The organism is Brevibacillus reuszeri (genome assembly GCF_002897295.1).
In the GTDB taxonomy this organism is placed as follows: domain Bacteria; phylum Bacillota; class Bacilli; order Brevibacillales; family Brevibacillaceae; genus Brevibacillus; species Brevibacillus reuszeri_A.
On the sequence record NZ_BEXF01000033.1, the window covers coordinates 42,155 to 62,650 of the forward strand.

Genomic DNA, 20,496 nt, shown 5'->3' on the forward strand with positions numbered 1-20,496 from the left:
AACGGAGGTATTGCGATGAAACAACGATTTAGATTACCGCTTGACCTGCAGTTATTTGCGGAGGAAGGCGGCGAAAATGGCGGACAGGAAGGCGCAGACCAAAAGCCGGCCAAGCCCGAATTTAACAAAGAGCAGCAGGAGTATATCGACAAGATACTCAACGATCGCCTAGCGCGCCAGCAGAAGAAATTCGACGACGAGAAAGCGGCCGCACAGGCGGAAGCCGAACGCAAGGAACGCGAGAAAAACGAGGAATACAAAGCGCTGTACAAGAGCGCACAGGCGGAACTCGACCGCGCTCGCACCGAAGCAAAAACGGCAGCACTCAACGCTACGAAAACGCAATTGCTGATTGAGGCCGGATATTCGGCGGAACAATTGGCGCGCGTTAGCAAGTACGTAACCGGCGAGGATGAAGACGCAATTAAGGCGAGTATTGCCGAAGTCATTGCGGACATGCCGCCGAAAGCAAACGGGGTCGACCCGAATCCGGGGAACGGCCGCAAGCCAGATCCGAAGCCAGGCGATTTAACTAACGTCGGCAAGACGCAGTATGAACGCTTGAAAGCCGCGGGTAAACTGCGCCGTTAATTGGATTCGTTGACATAACCAAAACCAAGGAGGAAAACAAATGCCAGCTTATAGCTTGAAAACATCTCAAACAGCATTCAGAGGCGGAAAGAACATTCTTGCGTCCGAGCATCTCCAATTTATCGAAGGTGGCGCAACGCTTGACGGTACGAAGTTTCCGGCCGGCACAGTCGAAGTTGGAACGCTCATCGCGCGCAACACTACTTCCGGTAAATACGAACCGTTCACAACCGCAACAGGCTTCGATAATTTCGGAATCTTGAACATCGACCTGGTATCCGATGGAGCTACCGATTTTGTTGTTGGCGAGGTAATCGTTCGCGGTTCCGTGTATGAAGCGAAGTTGCCGACGAACGCAGCACTCGCGGATTTCAAAGCAGTAACGCCAATGATTCGTTTCGTAACTCATATCTAAAAAGCAGGCGCCTTTCGAAAATCGGAGGCGTCTTTTTTGCGCCCAAAAACACACATTAGGAGGAAATTTAAATGGCAGGTATCACATATCTTGAGCAATTTCAAAAACCCGCACTTCGCGGCTTGGTAGACGCAACACTGGCGGACAGAAACGAGGTTCCAACGCTTGGCGATCGCTTCCTCCCGGACGACCGCATCTTCTCTAATACCTTTGCGTACGACATCATCAAGAAATCCCAACACATTGGCGCAATGATCGGTTACGGTTCCGAGCCTCCGGTTGTTGACCGCGATGCAGTAGCGTCCAGAATGGGCGAGATTGCAAAGATGGGTCTGAAATACATCGCAACCGAAGAAGAATTGCTCGCGCTGAACCAGGCCCGCAATGATGGCGAAAGACAGTCGATGATCGACCGTTTGACTGTTAAAGGCGTAGACTTGGTCAACGCAATCGCCCGCCGTGTTGACGTTATCAAGATGGAAGCACTGACTAAAGGCACTTTCACATACAACAAAAACGGCGTCAAGGTCACAATCGATTTCGGTATCCCTGCGGAGAATAAAGTCGCATTGACCGGTACTTCCGCATGGAGCGACATCAGCGCGGACGTTATCGGCGACCTGCTGGATTGGGTTGACGCATACACGGTTGCCAACGGTAAAGCTCCGGACGTTATTCTGATGTCCCGCGAAGTTCAGGCGCTGCTCTTGAAAAATACCGTAATCGTAACCGAAGCACGCGGATTGAATAGCGGAGCTACTCGCGTAAGTGTAGACGAATTGAATAGCGTACTCGGCGGGTACGGACTGCCGCCAGTTCAAGTCGTTACCAACCGCAAGGTGACCGTTAAGGACATCTATACCGGCCAAGACGAAACAATCGAGTTCTTCCCGGTTAATCGCGTTGTAATGCTGTCCGAGGGCGTAGGTAATTACCTCTACGGTCCAACTGTCGAGAACAACTTCCAACCAGGTATTGTTTTGGAAGCCAAGGACAAAGACGAGCCGATTCAGTCGATTCTGCGCACGGTAGCAGCCGGTTTCCCTGCGGTTGAAGCGCCATCTCTCATCTTCCACGCTGACGTTTACACTCCGTAATAATGGCTAACGTAAAGGTCGAAGTCCTCGATGCGATAGTCGACGGCAAAGGTAAAGGCGCGGTTCTCGACGTGGAAGCGAAGACCGCGAAACACCTCGCCAGCATCGGCTATGTACGCGTAGTAGAGGAAAAGAAAGCGGAGAAGTCGGAAGATAAGCCCGCAGAAACAACGAAATCCAAACGCGGCAAATAAGGAGGCGGCAGTATGGCGACATTGCCCGAATTAACTGAGCGCTTGGCCGCCCGTTTTCGCAACGTTCCCGGCGTATTGCCCGCGGACATCGATGCGTGGTTAATCGAGGCGCTCTACCAATACGGATACTCGCCGTTAACTGCCGCAGACATTCCGGATGATGAGACGCCGCTCGTTATAACGTTGGCGCAGATACAAGGCGCTCGAGCGATTGCGTTCTCGGTTGCGCATTACTTCAAGTATACGGATGGCGAAGAGGCGGTAGATAAGACGATGGTCTCAGAACAGTACCGCAAACTCGCCGCCGATCTTGCTGCGGAGTATGAGCGTGAACGGGGCGTAATTATCGGACGCAAATCGGCTTCAACGTTTAAGGTGGCGCGTCGTCTTGACCGCGATATAACGGAGCCGAGGCGTTATGGCTGGTGGTGGCGCCAGTGACGGAGAACGAACGCAAGCTAAACGAATTATTGGCCGAATTGCATGACGCCTATCTCGAAGCGTCCGAGGATATGTCCGACAGTGTCGTTAAGGATGTCGCAAGTACGCGCCTGCAGGTCGTGGATTTAATAGAGGAATACGCGAATAAGGACAATACGATAAGTCGATCGCGCGTCAATACTCTACTCCGCGACCTAGAGGCGGTCGAACGCGAGATCCGAGACGTCACCGAATCGGCGTTAATCGGTGCGATGGAAGACAGCGTAGATATTGCGTATAGTGACGCTTTTACGGCGTTCCAGAAGGCGCTCGGCTTATCGGCTGATTTCGTTTTGACTGCGAAGGTGGCTGAAAGCGAGATTCTGTCCGGATTGAATGGACGCAAGCCAACGCCGCGCAATATTGCGGAATACCTGGCGCAACGTACCGGACCTGACGGATTAACGCTATCGAATCGCGTATGGCAGTTTGCCGGTGATCAGCGTGCGGAAATGGGTAACGTGCTGCGGCGCGGAATCATCCGCGGAGACACAACGACGAAAATGGTACGTGAGATAAGGGGCGTATATGATACGGAAGCCTGGAAAGCGCGAAGACTCGCAATAACGGAGGCGAATACGGCATACAGAACCGCGATAGGTTATACGGCCGAGAAATCGAAATTCGTTAGCGCGCTTCGCCTTATTCCCGGCGTCCATCAATCGGAGAAATGCGTATCGGTATCGCAGCAGAACCGCCACGGACTCGGCGCCGGCATCTTCTTACCAGGTGACGCAGACATCTACAACATTCATCCGTACTGTACGGCCTATACGCAATACATCTTATCGGAGGAGGTGCGGTAATGTTAACGGACGCAGACGTCGAATTTATACGCGCAAATCGGGCGGACATTAAGCAGCACCGCACCGAATCCGTTATCGTCGAGCACACAGACGGCCGCCAAACGGTCGCTAACGTCATATGGTCGGAACCGCGCGTACCGAACGGAAGTCCGGCGCGAGCTGTCGGCGACTATTCGTTCGACAACAACGATTACACGGCGTCATTCGATCCGGAAGTCGGCATTTACACCGCGCTTAAGATATGGCGCCATAATCAGCGGTACATTCTGACGGACATTGATGCGCGAGGACTCGGCGGATTAAATCGCTATGAATGCCGCCTGATGCTCGCTGTCACTGATGGCCAGAGTGTCACCGTTAAGCCTAGTGCAGTTGATGACGGGTGGGGGCAGCCGATCGAGCTTCCGCCATTTACGCTTGACTGCTTCGTTCAAGAAGAGACGCGTACGGTCGCGAATCAATACGGCGATGAGGCCGTCGTTCAGCTCCGCATTGTACTCGAAGGATTGGCGCGTATCTCATACCGCGACAAGATCCGGTATGAGAACGAAATCGGCGTAATCGTCGAGCGTGAACCGGTCCGGATTGCGGTTAAGCGGCGCGTTGATGGGACGCCTTTGATAACGGAGGTGTTCGTCTAATGTCGATCGAGTTCGAAATGGATTTCGCTAAATTCGCGAAGATGATGGATAAGGCGGGCGAGGCCGTCCAAGATGGCGCGGTCAATGGCGTTGAGGATGCGCTTGAATACTGGCAATTGAAGGCGACGAACATTGCGCCAATCGGCCGTTATAAAGGTCGCCGCGGCGGTAATCTGCGCGCACGTATCGACCATACGACGCCGAAAGTGGGACCGGACGGTATAACGGGATCGGTCGTTGCGAATGCGTTTAATAACGGCTTCAACTACTCGCTATATCTGCATGATGTGGCGGCCAAGAGCGGTGGAACAGCGCGCGAGCCTGGCACGGTCCTCGACTTCTTAGAGCAAGCGAAGAACGATAGCGAATCGCGTATGCACCGGCTAATTGAAGACGCAATCGAGGCGGAGCTGCAGCGGAAGGGGATGACGTAATTTGAGCGTAATAACGGACACGGTCGCGATAGAAGCGTATATCAAAGCGTTATTCCCGACCGCGACGACCGGAAAGCAAGACGTACCGGCGCAACCTCCGCCTAATTCGTTCTATGTGCGGATGATTGACGAAGACCGCGAGACGGAAACGCGTTACCACTTCCGGATAGATCGCGCCTATCAAATCGTCCACGTTGCGAACAGGCCGGACACAGTGCTGGCGAATATGGATGCGCTAGGTTCTGCGGTATACCAGTCGGAGTTGATCGAGCATATCCGCGTTAATGCGTTTTCCGTATCGCAACCGGCCAAGACTGAGAACGGCCTGTTCGTAATTATCGGCGTGCTTGATACGAGCGTAAGAGAGGCGCGAAACCAAACGCAGTATCCAAAAATTAATAACGTCAACGTACGACGGATTTAACGGGCGTCCTGAATTGGGGCGCTCTTTTTATACTCAAAAGGAGGTACTCACATGGCAGCAGGTCAATGGGACCCAACAGCGCTACCAAAGCGCCCAGGCATCTACATTAACTTCAAAGAAGCCGCGGCCGCTCAGATCAACGGAGGCGCACGCGGTACCGTCGCTATTCCGTTGCTGAGTTACGCAAATACAGCGACAGCCAAAACGTTCTATACGGTGGCATCCGAATCTGAGGCCGCAGCACAATTCGGACTCGCTAACGTTGAGTCGATTCTACTCGCGCTTCAAGGCGGTGCGCGTGACGTTCTCGTCTACACGATGCCGACAGCGCCAGTGGAACAGGATTACGTCGATATGCGCGAAGCATTCGATACGCGACCGTTCAACGTGTTCGTATTCGACGGCGAGTCCGATCCGGACCAGCAAGCGGCAACTAAAACGTGGGTTGAACGCAATCGCGAGGAAGGTAAACATTTCTTCGTTGTGATCGGTGGCGACGCAGCATCCGACGCAGATCCAGCGGCAGGCATCGCACGGACAACGCTTAACAGCGATGACTACATCGTAAACGTGACGGTCGGCGGCGTTATCGGCACGGAGACATACACATCCGCAGAATACGCGCCGTGGGTGGCGGGCGACATCGCAGGCACTCCGATTAACGAATCGATTACGTACGATCCGGCACCGCTTGAGGACGTAAACAAACGCTTGACTAACGCGCAGATAACGGCAGCACTCGAAGCCGGTTCGCTTCTGCTCGTACATGATGGCGCGAAGGTGAAAATCGAAAGTGGCGCCACCACATCCGGCAAGAAGATCCGGAATATTCGCGCACGGCAAGCGATTGCGACCGACATTACGCGCACGGCTACCGACAACTACATCGGTAAATTGAACAACAATGCGGCAGGCCAGGCAACGCTGATGATCGCAATTAAAGCGTACCTTGAAACGCTTGAGGCCGAGGGTGTTCTAACTGCGCCGGCCGTAGCGCTGGACCCGAACCGTCCTAGCGTTGGCGATTCCGTATTCCTCACGATCAGCTACGTCGAAGTCGACAGCATTGAACGAATCTTCCTCACAATTAACATTTAAGGCGGTGAATCATAGATGGCAGGACCAATGGACGCCAAGCGCGTCATAAGCGGTAACTACGGCTACCTTTACGACCAAGACGGTAACTGGCTGACGAATACAACCGCTGTCGAAGCGAACATCGAGATCGGCATGGAGGAGATTCGCCTTGCTGGTACGCGTTGGCTCGGAAACAAAACGACCACGCTTAAAGGTTCCGGCAGCATTTCCGGATATTTCGTTACGTCGGAATGGATCGAGAAAATGAACCAGGTAACGGATGACGCGAGTTCGCCGTTCGTAACCGAGCTGCAGGTCGTTCTCGATGATCCGGAATCTTTCGGAGCATATCGCGTTCGTTTGAAAAACGTTACTTTCGACAACATTCCGGTAATCAATTACGAAGTCGGCGCGATCGTCGAGCAGGAGTACACATTCGTATTCTCTGGTTACGAAGTTATCGACGCAATTAGACCGAACTAAAAACGCAAATAAACGACAAGAGGGCGGACTCCGGTTCGCTCTTTTAATTTTCGGAGGGATAAACGCATGGCTAAAGGATTAGACGCGCTGCTCGGCGCAACGCTTGAACTTACTAAGGAAGTATACATCGCACGTTTAAAAACACATTTCACCGTCAAGGCGCTCGGCAATGAAGACCTGCGCAAGATTAATGACCGCGCCGCTAAACCGGATGGTAAGGGCGGTAAGGTAACGGACGATCAGATGTTTAACACGCTGGTCATCGTCAAGGGTTGCGTTGATCCGGACTTTAACGATAAAGCACTCAAGGCAAAGTACGAAGCCGCTGACGACATTGATTGCGTCACAAAAGCGTTGCTACCAGGCGAAATGGTGAAGGTAATGCGCGCCATCCTTGAATTGTCTGGATTCGGCAATGAGGAAGAGTTAATCGACGACGCAAAAAACTAATCAAGGCGGGGGGTGTTCCGTTCCTTCTTCATGTTATTTTCCAGCGGCACCACATCCCGCCTGATGAAATTTACGCAAAGGAAAAACGTCATCAAATCTTCCTATTTGCATCGATGCTCTTAGTCCTGGAAGACGAGGAAAAGGAACGGAAAACCGCAGAGAGAGCGCAAAATCGTGCACAGGGAGGAGGTCGGCGAGTAAGTGGCATTTAATCTCGAAGGGCGCATCCGAATTAAAGACGATGGCGCAAGTCGGACGCTAAAGGACTTAGAGAAGCAACTAGATCGCGCCAAAAAAGCAAGCTCGGAGTTCACGGACACCAATAAGATGCTCGCCAGGGCGCAGCAAGCCGCAAGTTCCGCGTCGACCAACGTAAAACGTGAATTGTCCGGAGTTGAGCGCGCCACAAAGAACGCGGAAAGGGCGATGGACGGACTCAACACGAAGGTTAAGAACGTTTTCCGCAGCATGGGCGCCGGCATCGGTAAGGGCGCGTTATTCGGCGGAATCGCAGCGCTCGGCACGGCGGCATATTTCGGCGGGAAATCGCTCGGTAAGGCGATGGACTTCGAGGCGCAAATGTCGTCAATCGAAGCGTTAACAGGCGCTACCGAAAAGGAAATGGCGCAGATGCAGGCGCTCGCCCTCAAAATGGGCGCGGCTACGAAGTATAACGCGCTAGAAGCTGCGCAAGCCATCGAAGAGTTGCTCAAGGCGGGCATACGGCCAGCAACCGTCCAATCGGGCGCATTGGAGGCGGCACTTAACCTCGCGACGGCTGGCGGACTTGATCTCGCAGCGGCTGCGGAAATTATGTCGACCGCGCTTAACGCGTTCCAGGAAGACGGCATGACAGCGGCACAGGCGGCGGACATTCTCGCAGGCACGGCGAACGCATCCGCAACAAGCGTCGAGGAATTGCGCTACTCCCTTTCGATGTCTTCGGCGGTTGCGGCCGGTCTCGGCATGAACTTCGAAGACGTTAACGTTGCGCTCGGCCTATTCGCGAACCGCGGCCTTAAAGGATCGGACGCCGGTACGTCATTGAAAACGATGCTTCAAACGCTGCAGCCGGTAACGGACGAGCAAATCGAATTATTCCGCGCACTCGGACTCGTGACGGCGGACGGATCGAACCAGTTCTTCGACGCGGCCGGTAATATCAAATCGCTGAACGATATCGCGGGAACCTTGCGTAAATCCATGGCGAAGTTGACGAACCAAGAGCGGCAGCATGCGCTTAAACTGATGTTCGGTACGGACGCGGTACGTGCGGCTACGATCCTGTTTAAAGAGGGTTCGGAAGGCGTAGAAGAGTTCCGCGAGGAAATGTCGAAGGTAACGGCGCTCGATGTTGCGCGTAAGAAGATGGATAACGCGGCCGGTGCGGTTGAGCAATTCCGTGGCGCACTCGAGACGCTGCAGATTGCGGGCATGATGCCAATACTGCCACTCGTTAAGGATATCGCGAATGGAGCTGCGGATTTCATCGAGGCGTACAGTCCGCAGATTACGGCCGGAATCCAATCGATGGTTGACCGTGCGAAAGCGTACATCAAGACGAATTTTACAGACAATCCGGAATTTCAGAAGCTCACAACATTGGAGAGCAAAGTAAAGTTCATCTTCAATACGTTGATGGACGACTTTAACCAATGGTGGAGTGAGAGCGGCGCGGCCTCCTTCAAACTCATAACCGAGAAAGTCACAGGGGTTATGGTTGACGGATTGAGTGCGGCCGTCCCAAGACTTACAGAAGTCGGACTAAAACTCGGTAGAGGACTCGTATCCGGTATTATCGCGGCCATCAAAGAGGACCCTGTTGCTGCGGCGGTTCTTGGCGGAGGCACTGGCGGAGCGTTTGCCGGCTTGCCTGGCGCAGTAGTTGGCGGAGCTGGTGCGGCTACGGTTGCGGGATTTAACAGCATGAAGACGACTAGCGATTTGAATAAGAAGTTTAAATCCGGAGAAATGACGCCAGAACAGGCCGCAGAGTATACGCGCTTGTCGAAAGAACTCGGCAATAAAAGCGTATGGTCCACGATCGGCGGAATGATTAGCGGTAAGGGACACGCAGGCGGACTCCGCAATGTTCCGTATAACAATTACCCCGCGTCATTGCACGCCGGCGAAGCGGTTCTCACACGCGAAGAGGCGAAACGTTGGCGCGGTGAAGGCGGAGCGAATGGGGGCCGGATGGCGCCTGTCGTGAATATTAACGGACCTATCCACATCAACAACGGAATGGATTATGAGGAGTTCGTAGGTAGGTTGGTACACGATCTATCACAGTAAGGAGGCGAATACATGGCGCGAGGAAAGCCGCAGTTTTGGCTGAAATTTAATAACGGCGCGGAAGTGATGTGGTTACCGGTCAATCCGGCAACAATTACCGTAGCATCTGCGCACAGTTACGAAGACATCGAAGTCTCTAATCTCGGCGAGTATACCATTATCGGTAACGGCCGCCAGAAAGAGTTTTCGCTGTCTTCTTTGTTTCCGCGTGATTATAACGCCTCCTTCTGCGAACATCCGAGGCTATTAGATCCGTGGGAATACGTTAAGACAATCGAACGGTGGCAGCGGTCAGGAAAGCCCGTCCGCTACATCGTCACCAACACGCCGATTAATATCGCGGTCACAATTCGTAATTTCGAATACGAGGAGCGCGGCGGTGAGCCTAGCGATATTTACTACACGCTCGACCTCAAAGAATACACGTTTATTAAGGTCGCGAAGAAGGGCGATCCCAACGCGAACAGTAGCGCAGCCGCACCGAAGGCAACAACGTCAGCACAGCGGCCGAGTACGCGAGTCGTTCCGTCGTCCTATACGGTTAAATCCGGCGATTCGCTCTTTAAGATCAGCGCAACAGTTTACGGTAAAGGAAACGATTGGCGGAAGATTTACGACGCTAATAAAAAGGCGATCGGCGCAAATCCGAACGTTATCCGGCCTGGCATGAAGTTGGTGATACCGTAATGGCGACGAATATTCGCGTATTGTACGACGGCAAGTATTACATCGAACCGCTCGTTAAATCCGTCAAATGGTCCGGAGACGTCGCGAAGCCGCATCGTACGCTGCAGGTATCGCTGTCCAATACGATAAATGGCGAGGAGCAGGCGGTTGATATCGAAGTCGGTAAGGAGATCCGTTTCTATGCGGACGGGGTCGGCCTGTTCCGCGGCATCATTTTCGAATACAGCGTGAACAACCGCGGCGACGCGACGCTAATCGCGCACGACGAGAATGTCTACCTCACGAAGAACGTAGATACGCGCAAATTTGTGAATATGACTGCGCAAGCCATCGTTAAGGAAATCGGCAAGGCTTACGGAATCCCAACGGGCGATATCTCGGCGACAGGCTACGTTATTCCGAAGTTGATACTGCGCAATATGACGTTATGGGACATGATCGTTACCGCTCTCACTGAAACGCGCAAGCAGAACGGACGCAAATTCGTTCCGGTCGCGAGCAACGGTAAACTCCATCTACGCGAGAAGAAGGACGGAGCCGTGCGTTGGATGCTCGAAGACGGTGTCAATATTACGAGTGCAAGCCGGTCGCGATCGATAGAGGAGACGCGCACATCCGTTAAGGTAATCGGTGGCGACGATAAGAAGCCGCTGACGGCTACGGAAACGGACGCGGCCATGGTGAAGCAGTACGGACTTATGCAGCATTTAGAGCAGGCGGAATCCGACCTTAAGCAATCCGCGATAACACAGCTCGCCAAGCAACGGTTAAAGGATCTCGCAAAAGTAAACGAAGAGGTATCGGTCGAAGCGCTCGGCATTGCGGACGTAGTGGCCGGTACAGCCGTTTACGCGTTCGAAAGCATGACGGACTTGGTGGGCGGGTTTTACGTTAACGCGGATACTCATACGTTCCAAGGCGGCGTGCATCTGATGGACGTCACGCTATCCAAAACGGACGACCTGCCGAAATTGGAATACGAAGACGATCCGGTTAAGAAGGCCGAAGTTAAGAAGAAGAAAAAGAAAGCGGCCGGCAAGACGACTAAAGCGAAGAAGACGAAAAAGCCGAAAGCATCGGATTCATTTATACAATCGATAAGCAATCGTTAGGAGGTGCGGAGCATTGACGCAATTAATCGAAGGAAGCAAGCCTAGTCAGTTCCAAGCATTAATCAAGACGCTAGGCTACAACAAAGACGTAGATATCGAGTTTGCGACGGTAACGGCCGCGCCTCCTAATCTGCGCATCAAAATCGATAACATGCCGGTAGAATTGGACGCGGACGACCTCGCTATCTGCGAGCATCTGACGGAGCATACACGCAAAGCTACGATAAGCGGTGGAGCCGTGGAAATAGACGGGCAAACGTCGTCAATTACGGTAACCGACGCGGATATAAAGCTCGGCGCAGCACTGGCGGCCGGTGACCGCGTAATCGTCGCGTCCAATGAGTCCGCGCAAGTTTACGTCATTCTCGACCGGATAGGAGGCGTATAGTATGGCGCTAAGTCCGCTAGAACCGGTTGATATTGCTGCAGAAGAGGTCGCAGACTTAACGGATGAGCAGCCGCTTAAGACGTACGGACTCGACTTCGTTAATGGCGAGTTGGGCGGCACGGTTGACGGCATAACCGCGATTAAGCAATTCGTTGTTAAAGCGATCAAGACGGCGCGATTCCGATTTACGATTTATGACGACGATTACGGTAGCGAAATCGAGGATTTAATCGGTTCGGATGCATCCGCGGAATTGTTGGATACGGAGGTGCCGCGCGTCATCGAGGAGGCACTGCTTTACGATGACCGCATTGACGACGTATATGATTTCGAATTGACACGCGAGGGCGACCGCCTTTTCGTGTCTTTTTACATTGAGATAAACGAGGAAGTTATTCCGATGGAGGTGACGATTTAATGGCGTATGAGGACCAAACGCAAGCCGCGATACAGCAGCGGATGTTAGACGAGTCGCCTCCGGACATTGATAAGCGGCAAGGCTCGGTTACGTACGATTTGACGGCGCCAGCAGCGATCGAGATTGAACGCGCATATGTCGAACTCGACGTCGTACTGGCCGCTGGATTTGCGGATACAACATACGGACCTTGGCTCGATATGCGGGCGCGAGAATACGGCCTAACGCGCAAGCCCGCAGTTAAGGCGATCGGCTCGCTAACGTTCAGTGGTCCGGACGGAACCGTTATTCCTGCAGGAACAGTCGCGTCAACGGGCGGAGAGACTCCGGTCTACTTCGTAACGAAAGCGCCGGCCACAATCGCAGGCGGAACGGTTACGGTTGCGGCAGAAGCGCAGGAAGGCGGAGCGGACGGAAATGCAGGTGCCGGTACGATTAATACGCTAATAGGCGATTTAGTCGGCGTCGTAACGGTCACAAACGGCACATTCTTCGAGGGTGGCGTCGATGCCGAATCCGATGCGTCATTACTGGCGCGTTATCTCGAACGGGCAAGGCGGCCGGCTACGTCGGGCAACGCGAATCAATACCGCCAATGGGCGCTCGAAGTGCCTGGCGTATCTGATGCGCGAGTCTATCCGATATGGAACGGAACGGGAACGGTTAAAATCGTTCTGCTTGACGATGAGAAGACCGCGCCAGACTCGACGATTGTTAGCGCAGTCCAGGCGTACATTGATCCGACGCAAGACGGAACGGGCCAAGGCGTCGCTCCTATTGGCGCAGTCGCTACGGTGGCGGGCGCGGTTGAAGTTCCGATTAATATCGCGGTAAAAGTGCAACTCGCTCCTGGCGCAACGACAGCGGAAGTACAGGCGCAGATTGAGGCGGGCGTACGCGCTTATCTGCAGGGACTCGCGTTTGCTGATCCGCTTGTACGTGTGACGCGCATCGCTAACGTAATCCTCGACATTCCGCCGGTCATTGATTACGAGAATCTAACGGTTAATGGCGGCGGCGCTAACATCGCGATCGCAGACGGTGAGGTTGCGGTATTAGGTACGGTGGTGGTGACGACGTGAACGAAGTAGCGAAGAGAATGCGCGACTATGTACCGAAATACTATACGGAAATGCCGGTCGCTACGAACATACTCGATCGCGAAGCCGAAGAGATTGCGCGACTTGACGCCAGCATTGACGATGTCATCGCGCAATTCTTTATCGAGACGGCAACGTGGGGGCTAACGCATTGGGAGCGTATATTCGGACTGACGACGGACTTAACGAAGACATACGCACAGCGGCGCGAAATCCTTCTGTCGAGACTGCGCGGCGTCGGTACGGTAACGGCGGAGTTAATCGAAAACGTCGCTCAAGCGTATGCAAACGGTGACGTAGACGTAGACATCAACGCGCCGGCATATACCGTCATTATCACGTTTGTCAGTTCGCTCGGCGTTCCGGATCAGATTGACGCGCTCAAGGCGGCTGTACGTGATATTACGCCGGCACACTTGGCGATTGAGTACGTATTCCGTTTCTACACTTACGCGGAATTGGCGGCAGGCGGACGGACTTATGGTGACGTGGCGGCGACGGGCAAAACGTACGGCGAAATTTATAATCGGGGGTTGACGTAATATATGGCGCAAACAGCGAATTTAGGGCTGCCACTAATCGATGCGAATATGACGGCGGATGTACCGCGCGACATGAACGCGTTAGCCGAGGCGGTCGATACAGCGGTAACGGAGGCTGTCGAGGGCGTAACGGTGCCTGACGCTACGACTACGCAGAAGGGCGTCGTACAGCTTAACGATACGACAACGAGTACGAATAAAACGCAGGCGGGTACGGCGGATGCGGTCCGGAGGGCTTACGAACGTGGTAGCGAGGGCGTAACGGCGGCGGCGGCGGCACAAGCGAAGGCAGATGCGGCAGAGACTCCGGCAGGTGCGCAGGCCAAGGCTAATACCGCAGAGACAAATGCGAAGAATGCGAGTTTACCGCGTACAGGCGGTACTGTAACGGGCACCATCGTCTTTACAACTGAATTACCTTCAATCACAAAGGTATCCGGTAAAAAGTCATGGGTACATCATCATAGTTCCGCAACTGGCGGTTACTATATAGCACCGTCAATAACGGACGGAGGAGAAGATTTTGATTACAGTAAAGGACTACACGTTTTTGAAGATGATGTTAAGTGGGCTGGGGGTAGTTTGAACGATTTAAAGTCCTCTGTCGCTAACGGAAAACAGGCGATCGCTACCGCCATTAGCGGCAAGGGAGTTCCAGCATCAGGTAGCGACGAGTTTGCGGTATTGGCGAATAAAGTATCACAGATCAATACAGGGAAGAAGTATTTTTACCAAACTTACTCAGGAGAAACGACGGTAAATGTAAACGTCGGCTTTGAGTGGAGGGTAGTGTACGTTGTGAGTTCGGCTTCGGCCGGCGGATTTAATATATATGTGAAAAACCCGGTGTACAGAACTTATGAAACTAGACCGGGAGGCAGCTATTCCCCGCAGTTATCCCAGGCAACGAACACAGGATTCACTATGGGTATATTTTCAGGCGGTGGAACTTATCACGTTATGGCGTATCAAGTATAGGAGAGGATGATCGTGTATGGGAAGAGTAGGCAGGAGAATATATGCTGACAAGACTAGCGGTGCTGTTCTGGCCGACACAGGGGAGCCTATAGTTTACTCGCCTCTTGGACGTCCTTCTATCGAATCGGATTTCGAAGCGTTCTACGTACTGCAAGGACGCGACCCGGAGAGTGTAATTATCCTTGAATTAGAGCCGGGACAGTATGCGGAAGACTTCGCACAAGCTGACGGTTATCGCGTTAATCCCGAAACTCTCACGTTAGAATTTTCGTATCGCGATCCGAATAATCCGGAAACGCCGCCAGTTCCCACTCCGCCATTAACCGCACAAGTTGCGGAACTCAAGGCGGAAACGGCCGCACTTAACCTCGCAATCATCGACGTATGGGAAACACTCGCAGGAGGTGGCGTATAATGGCTACGATAATCAACTCGCTTAAGATCGCGTACTCAATGGCGATATTCCGCCATGGCACGAAGACGTTTCCGGACATCTTCGCGAACTACGTTGAGCCGGTCAAGGAATACGCGGCTGCAGAGTACGATATGGCGACGCTCGATCGCGCACTCGCTTCCGGATGGATAACGCAGGAAGAATATGACGCAACAGTGGCGCTGAAAGAACCGCAAGTATAAAGCCCTCGGATAAATTTCCGGGGGGTTTTTGTTATACGGAAACACGGAAGGAGTACGGAAACATGCCGGATCAGGACGAAGTAATCCAGCAGCTACAATCGTTGTCGGCCGAATTTGCGCGGCTGTCAGCGGCAAACGTGGCGGACGAAACGCGGCTAAAACTACTAGAGGAGACGCAAAAACGACATGACGACGAAATCCGCGAAATCAAGATATCAACAGGCGCGATGAAAGAGCACTATATGCAGATTCTCGGGCGGTTTGACTCGCTCGAAACGAAGCTGTTTACGCTACTACAGCAAACACAGACGGACGGTGCGAAGGAAAGAACGGCGAACCAACGCGCTTGGATATCGCTAATCAAATACGTTCTTGGCGGTACTATAATCGCGCTCATAACGTATGTGTTCACGAAAGGCGGCGTTTAATCTATGCGTTATGTATCGAATCACATACCGAAAGATACTCCGCAAAATAGGCGTCCGGAATACTTCATGGCGCCTACGACGATTACGATTCACAATACCGCTAACCTCAAGTCGACAGCGGTAAACGAACGGGCCTGGTTAACGAGCCTGTCTAATAAGGTACAGGCATCGTACCATATCGTAATCGATGAGCGCGAGGCCATCGAATGTATCCCGCTGAATGAAAACGCATGGCACGCGGGCGACGGTAGCGGCGCTAAATCCGGTAACCGTACGTCGATCGGCGTTGAAATATGCGAAAGTGGGAACTACGCGAAGACGCTCGATAACGCTGCGTCATTGGTTGCGCAGATGTTAAAGGACCGCGGATGGGGCGTTGATCGATTGCGCCGTCACTTCGATTGGTCCGGCAAGATTTGTCCGCGGCTTATGTATGATGACGGAAAATGGACGGGCTGGTTCGCGTTCAAGGCGTCAGTACAACGTAAACTGGACGAAATGAAAGGAGCGACGGCCAAAGTGGAAATTCCGAAAGCAACCGTCATGTACGACGGGGTTAAGGCGCAGGACGCCGTTATCATTGACGGCAGCGTGTACGTACCATTGCGCTATATTGCCGAGAGAGTCGGCGCAAATGTGGTGTGGGACAATGCGAAGAAAATCGCGACAATTACATCGAAGGAGGCGAAGTAATATGAACGGAATCGACTGGAAGCGGAAATTAGCATCGCGTAAGTTTTGGGCGTTGTTGGCTGCGCTTGGGACTGCGTTAATGGCGGCGGGCGGTGCCGGTGAAAGTGTGACGCTGCAGGTGACGGGCGTTATCGGAGCTGTCGGCGCGTGTGTGGCGTACATCCTGGCGGAAGGCTATGCGGATGGAAGCGGAGGTAACGATAGTAAGGACGAATAAAAATAGCGCTCACTTGCGGAATGGTATCCGTGGGTGGGCGCTTTTTTGCGTTTATATCTGGGATAGTAGCTCTGTTCTCTTTGCTTCGTATTCTTCCTCGGTAATCAAGCTCTTATTACGAAGCTCACTTAATTTCTCGATTTTTGTGAATACGTCGTCCGCTTGAGGCGCTTCGTTTATTGTAATGGAGGACGCGACTTCGCTTTGGCTTTGGAGTTTGTATACTAATTGCTCTAACCTGACGAAATGATCGAAGTTATTACTAATCATAACGCTGTTCTCGTCAAGTGCGTAGTTAAACGAGCTACTGAAGGCACCAGTACGATCCCCTACTCCTGACGTTATTATCTGGATATGCCCGCGTGTTAGCAGGTTGGGTTTTCTGGTTTGGACCGACGAGATGCTCTTCAAAGAGTACGTTTTAATAGTCTTTTTCTCAAAAGCGTTTCCCCTAATTATGTAAACATGGCTCTTAGTCACTGCTAATATTCCGTTGACTCCCTCTGCCCAATCAACGATGTCTGCCTTCGACACCTTTTCTAATAATCTCTGGTACAGCTTTGACATCCCAAACCTCCGCTATCGTTTTCCTCATTTTACCACGTCACTACCTGCTAGTACATCCGTTTTCCCCAAAAGATAACCGTGCATCAATACGCCAGCCTCCGCTGACAAGTACTGGTCCCGCAAATTAAACGTGCCAGTATATCCGCGACACACAAATTTAGCAACGATAAGGGAATCCCCGCGCTCGATCGTATGCACCTTAATTCCGCGCTCTCTAAATTGTCGCTTTACCTCGCGCAAATCCGCGCTTACACGGTCCATCGCAACGTCAATCATCGCCACATAAGGAGCCGGCGTCTTAATCACGCCCGACTCTTCGATAATCTTTTTATCGCGTTCAAACGCCGACAGAATCATCGGCAGTATTATATACGGTTTAATCAGCGCATAATCTTCCGAACCAATCATCGGCGGCATCGTGTACCCCTCCGTTAAATAACGAATACTTGTTCGTATATTATAACGCAATCTGCCGCGGATTACATCGACCAAAAATCGTCAGGCGAAACGTTATCTCCGGTCAACCTCCGGACTGCGGCGATTAATTTGCGCATAGTCGAACCGCTCGGATAATATTCCGGCCGGCTGCAGACTCGCGTTAATGTGTCGCGGCCGAGCTTCGTTTCCTCGCGTATTCTCTCCTGCGGAATCCTCTTGCGGTCCAAGTAGGCGCCGAATTTGCTGCGCTGTTTTCCGAGTCCCATACGATCACCTCATCCATAGCGTGGACAAGTCTAGCGAAATTTATACGACTCTATCCGCAAAAATGCGGAAAGATGACCAGGCCGTCGTACATATGTATTTAGCAAACGCGATTAAGGAGTGTGGTCGAAATGATTAGCGCAGTACCGTTCGTCCAGATGGCGGTTGTCGGCGTCATATCTCACGTAATTGAACGCAAGGTAGAATGCGCCGGACACGGCGGAAAGGTTGTCTTCGTTCGCCTAGTTACATACGTAATTTACGGCGTAATAACTATGTATCAATGGCGCGACCTCTTCCACTATGCCGTCCGCATATTCGACCTGTGACGTATGCATTTACGTATACATCAACGTATGTATCGATGCGTATGTAATTAGCGATTTAGTCGCAGAATGACGCGGTTTTTCGAAACTGTTTAAAGCACAGCACCAAAGGAGGCGGGCATGTTGGTAAGCGGAGCAGGCGGTGCGTTGGCGCTCGCTAAGGTAATCGGCGCAGGAGGATGCGGAATCGCAGCGTGGCAATTGTGGCGCACGTTTCCGGACCAAGTCTTACGGAGGTCACTCGTTAACGTCTTCCGACGCGGCGACTTGTACTATAAGATACGCGGATTTCGCGGCCGAGAGGTGCGCAGCTATCCGGCCATCTTACGCGTGAATACGTATCTCAACCGGATCGAGGCTACGTTCAGATTACCGGTCGGAATGGACCCGTCGCGTATAACGGAAGCCGAGTGGTTGTTCCGCCAGGTATTCGGAGCTGATGCGGAGTTATCGCCGGCATCCGATGCGCGTACGTTCGTTCTTCGCGTCTATACGGTCAATATGGCGGAATTCGCGTACGATCCGGATGAGGTAACGGAAACGATTCGCGGCATGCGGCTGCCGATATACGTCGGCAAATCGCGCACAGGTAGCGTCGCGTACGAAATGGTCGATAATCCGCATCTACTCGTGGCCGGCGAAACAGGCAGCGGCAAGTCCGTCGCATTGCGCTCGATATTGACGACGCTCGTACGTCATTGCGGCGATAAGCTCGAATTGTACTGCGCGGATCTCAAGCGGTCAGAGTTCCACGTATTCCGCGGAGTGGCGCGCGAAGTCGTAACGGATGTCGACGGATTGGAGCGCATCGTTCTCCGCCTGCAGCGTGAAATGCGGAAGCGTGGCGATCTCCTGGACACGGAAGAGGTTGCGCACGTTGACGACTTGCCTGCGAATAAGCGGCCGCCTTATATCGTCCTGGCAATCGATGAGGTGGCGCTATTGAAGCGTGAGAAAGACGTCATGGCCGCTGTTGAGGACGTCAGTACGATTGGGCGTGCGTTAGGCGTATTCCTTATCCTATCGATGCAGCGGCCGGATGCTGGCGTATTGGAAGGGCGCCTAAAGAATAACTTAACCGTGCGCATGGCCTTCCGTCACTCGGACGCGATAAACAGCCGTATAACGATCGGATCAGACGAAGCTGCGGCGATAATGGAGAGCGACAAAGGGCGCATGGTATTGAAGCTAAACGGATGCGAATACGTACAGGGACCGCATTTAACGTTGCCGGCTGCGCGTGAACTATTGGCGCCGCATAAGCGTACGGACGTATCCGTAAACGTTGACGTAGATACAAACGTTGATGATGACGTAATCGAATTGGAGGTGCTGTAATGAATGCGCGCGACAAGGCGATAATAGCGGACATTGAGCGGTTCCGGTACTTAACTCGCGATGACATTGCGGAGTTGTACTTCGGCCATACGCGCCATCCGATAACGCAGACTAATCTCGTGCTCAAGCGGCTGAGACGCGACGGTTACGTTAAGTGTTCGACGGAGCGCCGCAAATACGTTTATTACGCTGCAGACCGGAAATTAAAGGCGGATTCGCAGAAGGTGGCGCACTTCCTGGCGATCGCGGAATATTACAAGCGGATACGTGCCGAAGAGGAGCCGCGAGTATTCGAAGTCGAGCCGAAACTTGGCGATAAGGGGCGGCCGGAGCCGGACGTATTTGCGATATGGAAAGGCGCTCCGTGGTACGTAGAGATCCAGCGGTCGACATATACGGATAAACAGATGGCGGATAAACTAAATCGCTATGAGGCGTATTACAATAGCGGAGAATGGAAACGCGAATCATGGCAGCCGCAGAACCGGACGATATTTCCGTACGTATGGATTATCGGAGCCGCGAAATACAACGTCGGCGAGCGTCCGTTCCGAGTGTACCAGGCGAGCGTTGACGAGTTGATGGCGCGTATTAAACGGTGAGGCGGGCGCGTTAATACGACAAAATTGTGGCGCACTATTATGAATTTAACACCGTATGAATATTTCACAATAGAATAAATTCAAGAGCCGGTCGTATCAAGCGAAAACTTGAACCCGGCTTTTCTGTGCATATGTGGATAACTTTTCTAAAATACTTGTGGGCAACTTTTTATGTCTATGTTATACTATGAATCAAGTTAATAGATTCGATTCGACAAAAAACAAAGAAGCCCTTACCTTTTCCAAATCGACCAAAGTTTATCACTTAAAGGTTTTCATGAGATCGAAGCGCAAAGTAAGGACTTCCGTAAATCATTAAGTTATGGGACAAGTATATCACATAACTAGTGAAAACGGAAGACTTTAGCGCGCTCA

At 52.6% G+C, this 20,496-nt stretch carries 29 protein-coding genes; 27 read left to right on the forward strand and 2 right to left on the reverse strand.

Annotation, left to right across the window (positions count from 1 at the left end; all coding sequences use genetic code 11):
- The first annotated feature begins 15 nt into the window (after positions 1-15).
- From C3B52_RS31390 to C3B52_RS31510, 25 genes are all read left to right on the forward strand, one after another.
- Positions 16-591 carry a capsid assembly scaffolding protein Gp46 family protein gene (locus C3B52_RS31390; RefSeq protein ID WP_103110270.1) on the forward strand — a complete coding sequence of 192 codons (576 nt, stop codon included), beginning with the start codon at positions 16-18 and terminating at the stop codon, positions 589-591.
- A gap of 40 nt (positions 592-631) precedes the next feature.
- Positions 632-1,006, forward strand: a complete 375-nt coding sequence (locus tag C3B52_RS31395; protein WP_103110271.1) for a hypothetical protein — start codon at positions 632-634, stop codon at positions 1,004-1,006.
- A gap of 71 nt (positions 1,007-1,077) precedes the next feature.
- A complete protein-coding gene (locus tag C3B52_RS31400; protein WP_103110272.1) occupies positions 1,078-2,103 on the forward strand; it encodes a major capsid protein in 1,026 nt (341 codons plus the stop codon).
- A gap of 71 nt (positions 2,104-2,174) precedes the next feature.
- On the forward strand, positions 2,175-2,297 hold the full coding sequence (locus C3B52_RS37930) for a hypothetical protein (protein WP_268811916.1): 123 nt from the start codon (positions 2,175-2,177) through the stop codon (positions 2,295-2,297).
- 12 nt (positions 2,298-2,309) lie between these two features.
- The gene (locus tag C3B52_RS31410; RefSeq protein ID WP_103110274.1) at positions 2,310-2,738 is read left to right on the forward strand and encodes a hypothetical protein; all 429 of its coding nucleotides are present in this window, start codon (positions 2,310-2,312) and stop codon (positions 2,736-2,738) included.
- A complete protein-coding gene (locus C3B52_RS31415; RefSeq protein WP_103110275.1) occupies positions 2,735-3,583 on the forward strand; it encodes a hypothetical protein in 849 nt (282 codons plus the stop codon). Before C3B52_RS31410 ends, C3B52_RS31415 begins: the two co-directional genes overlap by 4 nt.
- Before the next feature lie 323 nt (positions 3,584-3,906).
- Positions 3,907-4,224 carry a hypothetical protein gene (locus tag C3B52_RS36945; protein WP_164685007.1) on the forward strand — a complete coding sequence of 106 codons (318 nt, stop codon included), beginning with the start codon at positions 3,907-3,909 and terminating at the stop codon, positions 4,222-4,224.
- Positions 4,224-4,658 carry a hypothetical protein gene (locus tag C3B52_RS31425; RefSeq protein ID WP_103110277.1) on the forward strand — a complete coding sequence of 145 codons (435 nt, stop codon included), beginning with the start codon at positions 4,224-4,226 and terminating at the stop codon, positions 4,656-4,658. Before C3B52_RS36945 ends, C3B52_RS31425 begins: the two co-directional genes overlap by 1 nt.
- 1 nt (position 4,659) lies before the next feature.
- On the forward strand, positions 4,660-5,082 hold the full coding sequence (locus tag C3B52_RS31430) for a hypothetical protein (protein ID WP_103110278.1): 423 nt from the start codon (positions 4,660-4,662) through the stop codon (positions 5,080-5,082).
- 51 nt (positions 5,083-5,133) lie between these two features.
- Entirely contained in the window at positions 5,134-6,180 is a 1,047-nt protein-coding gene (locus C3B52_RS31435; RefSeq protein ID WP_103110279.1) for a phage tail sheath subtilisin-like domain-containing protein, read from the forward strand.
- Positions 6,181-6,195: 15 nt separating this feature from the next.
- The gene (locus C3B52_RS31440; RefSeq protein WP_103110280.1) at positions 6,196-6,642 is read left to right on the forward strand and encodes a phage tail tube protein; all 447 of its coding nucleotides are present in this window, start codon (positions 6,196-6,198) and stop codon (positions 6,640-6,642) included.
- Positions 6,643-6,708: 66 nt separating this feature from the next.
- On the forward strand, positions 6,709-7,092 hold the full coding sequence (locus C3B52_RS31445; RefSeq protein WP_103110281.1) for a phage tail assembly chaperone: 384 nt from the start codon (positions 6,709-6,711) through the stop codon (positions 7,090-7,092).
- A gap of 468 nt (positions 7,093-7,560) precedes the next feature.
- Positions 7,561-9,387 carry a phage tail tape measure protein gene (locus C3B52_RS31450; RefSeq protein WP_268811917.1) on the forward strand — a complete coding sequence of 609 codons (1,827 nt, stop codon included), beginning with the start codon at positions 7,561-7,563 and terminating at the stop codon, positions 9,385-9,387.
- A gap of 12 nt (positions 9,388-9,399) precedes the next feature.
- Positions 9,400-10,074 (forward strand): LysM peptidoglycan-binding domain-containing protein, encoded by a 675-nt coding sequence (locus C3B52_RS31455; RefSeq protein ID WP_103110282.1) that lies wholly within the window; start codon positions 9,400-9,402, stop codon positions 10,072-10,074.
- On the forward strand, positions 10,074-11,186 hold the full coding sequence (locus C3B52_RS31460) for an XkdQ/YqbQ family protein (RefSeq protein ID WP_201264967.1): 1,113 nt from the start codon (positions 10,074-10,076) through the stop codon (positions 11,184-11,186). Before C3B52_RS31455 ends, C3B52_RS31460 begins: the two co-directional genes overlap by 1 nt.
- A gap of 13 nt (positions 11,187-11,199) precedes the next feature.
- The gene (locus C3B52_RS31465; RefSeq protein ID WP_103110283.1) at positions 11,200-11,574 is read left to right on the forward strand and encodes a DUF2577 domain-containing protein; all 375 of its coding nucleotides are present in this window, start codon (positions 11,200-11,202) and stop codon (positions 11,572-11,574) included.
- 1 nt (position 11,575) lies between these two features.
- A complete protein-coding gene (locus C3B52_RS31470) occupies positions 11,576-11,992 on the forward strand; it encodes a DUF2634 domain-containing protein (RefSeq protein ID WP_103110284.1) in 417 nt (138 codons plus the stop codon).
- A complete protein-coding gene (locus C3B52_RS31475; RefSeq protein WP_103110285.1) occupies positions 11,992-13,074 on the forward strand; it encodes a baseplate J/gp47 family protein in 1,083 nt (360 codons plus the stop codon). Before C3B52_RS31470 ends, C3B52_RS31475 begins: the two co-directional genes overlap by 1 nt.
- Entirely contained in the window at positions 13,071-13,634 is a 564-nt protein-coding gene (locus C3B52_RS31480; RefSeq protein ID WP_103110286.1) for a YmfQ family protein, read from the forward strand. Before C3B52_RS31475 ends, C3B52_RS31480 begins: the two co-directional genes overlap by 4 nt.
- A 3-nt stretch (positions 13,635-13,637) precedes the next feature.
- Positions 13,638-14,612, forward strand: a complete 975-nt coding sequence (locus C3B52_RS31485; protein ID WP_103110287.1) for a phage tail protein — start codon at positions 13,638-13,640, stop codon at positions 14,610-14,612.
- A 16-nt stretch (positions 14,613-14,628) separates the two neighbouring features.
- Positions 14,629-15,027 carry a hypothetical protein gene (locus tag C3B52_RS31490; RefSeq protein WP_201264968.1) on the forward strand — a complete coding sequence of 133 codons (399 nt, stop codon included), beginning with the start codon at positions 14,629-14,631 and terminating at the stop codon, positions 15,025-15,027.
- Positions 15,027-15,248 carry a hypothetical protein gene (locus C3B52_RS31495; RefSeq protein WP_103110288.1) on the forward strand — a complete coding sequence of 74 codons (222 nt, stop codon included), beginning with the start codon at positions 15,027-15,029 and terminating at the stop codon, positions 15,246-15,248. Before C3B52_RS31490 ends, C3B52_RS31495 begins: the two co-directional genes overlap by 1 nt.
- Positions 15,249-15,310: 62 nt before the next feature.
- Positions 15,311-15,676: a hypothetical protein gene (locus tag C3B52_RS31500; RefSeq protein ID WP_103110289.1), complete on the forward strand. Its 366-nt coding sequence runs from the start codon at positions 15,311-15,313 to the stop codon at positions 15,674-15,676.
- A 3-nt stretch (positions 15,677-15,679) separates the two neighbouring features.
- Entirely contained in the window at positions 15,680-16,369 is a 690-nt protein-coding gene (locus C3B52_RS31505) for an N-acetylmuramoyl-L-alanine amidase (RefSeq protein WP_103110290.1), read from the forward strand.
- 55 nt (positions 16,370-16,424) lie between these two features.
- Entirely contained in the window at positions 16,425-16,586 is a 162-nt protein-coding gene (locus C3B52_RS31510) for a hypothetical protein (protein ID WP_235615918.1), read from the forward strand.
- Positions 16,587-16,637: 51 nt separating this feature from the next.
- On the opposite strand, the gene C3B52_RS31515 is transcribed toward C3B52_RS31510, so the two are convergent.
- Positions 16,638-17,153 (reverse strand): SHOCT domain-containing protein, encoded by a 516-nt coding sequence (locus tag C3B52_RS31515; protein ID WP_103110292.1) that lies wholly within the window; start codon positions 17,151-17,153, stop codon positions 16,638-16,640.
- Between the two features lie 24 nt (positions 17,154-17,177).
- Positions 17,178-17,570, reverse strand: coding sequence for a hypothetical protein (locus tag C3B52_RS31520; RefSeq protein WP_103110293.1), 393 nt, complete (start codon positions 17,568-17,570; stop codon positions 17,178-17,180).
- 731 nt (positions 17,571-18,301) lie between these two features.
- Here C3B52_RS31520 and C3B52_RS31535 point away from each other — a divergent pair.
- The gene (locus C3B52_RS31535) at positions 18,302-19,519 is read left to right on the forward strand and encodes an FtsK/SpoIIIE domain-containing protein (protein WP_103110296.1); all 1,218 of its coding nucleotides are present in this window, start codon (positions 18,302-18,304) and stop codon (positions 19,517-19,519) included.
- On the forward strand, positions 19,519-20,121 hold the full coding sequence (locus C3B52_RS31540) for a replication-relaxation family protein (protein WP_103110297.1): 603 nt from the start codon (positions 19,519-19,521) through the stop codon (positions 20,119-20,121). Before C3B52_RS31535 ends, C3B52_RS31540 begins: the two co-directional genes overlap by 1 nt.
- The last annotated feature ends 375 nt before the right edge of the window (positions 20,122-20,496 follow it).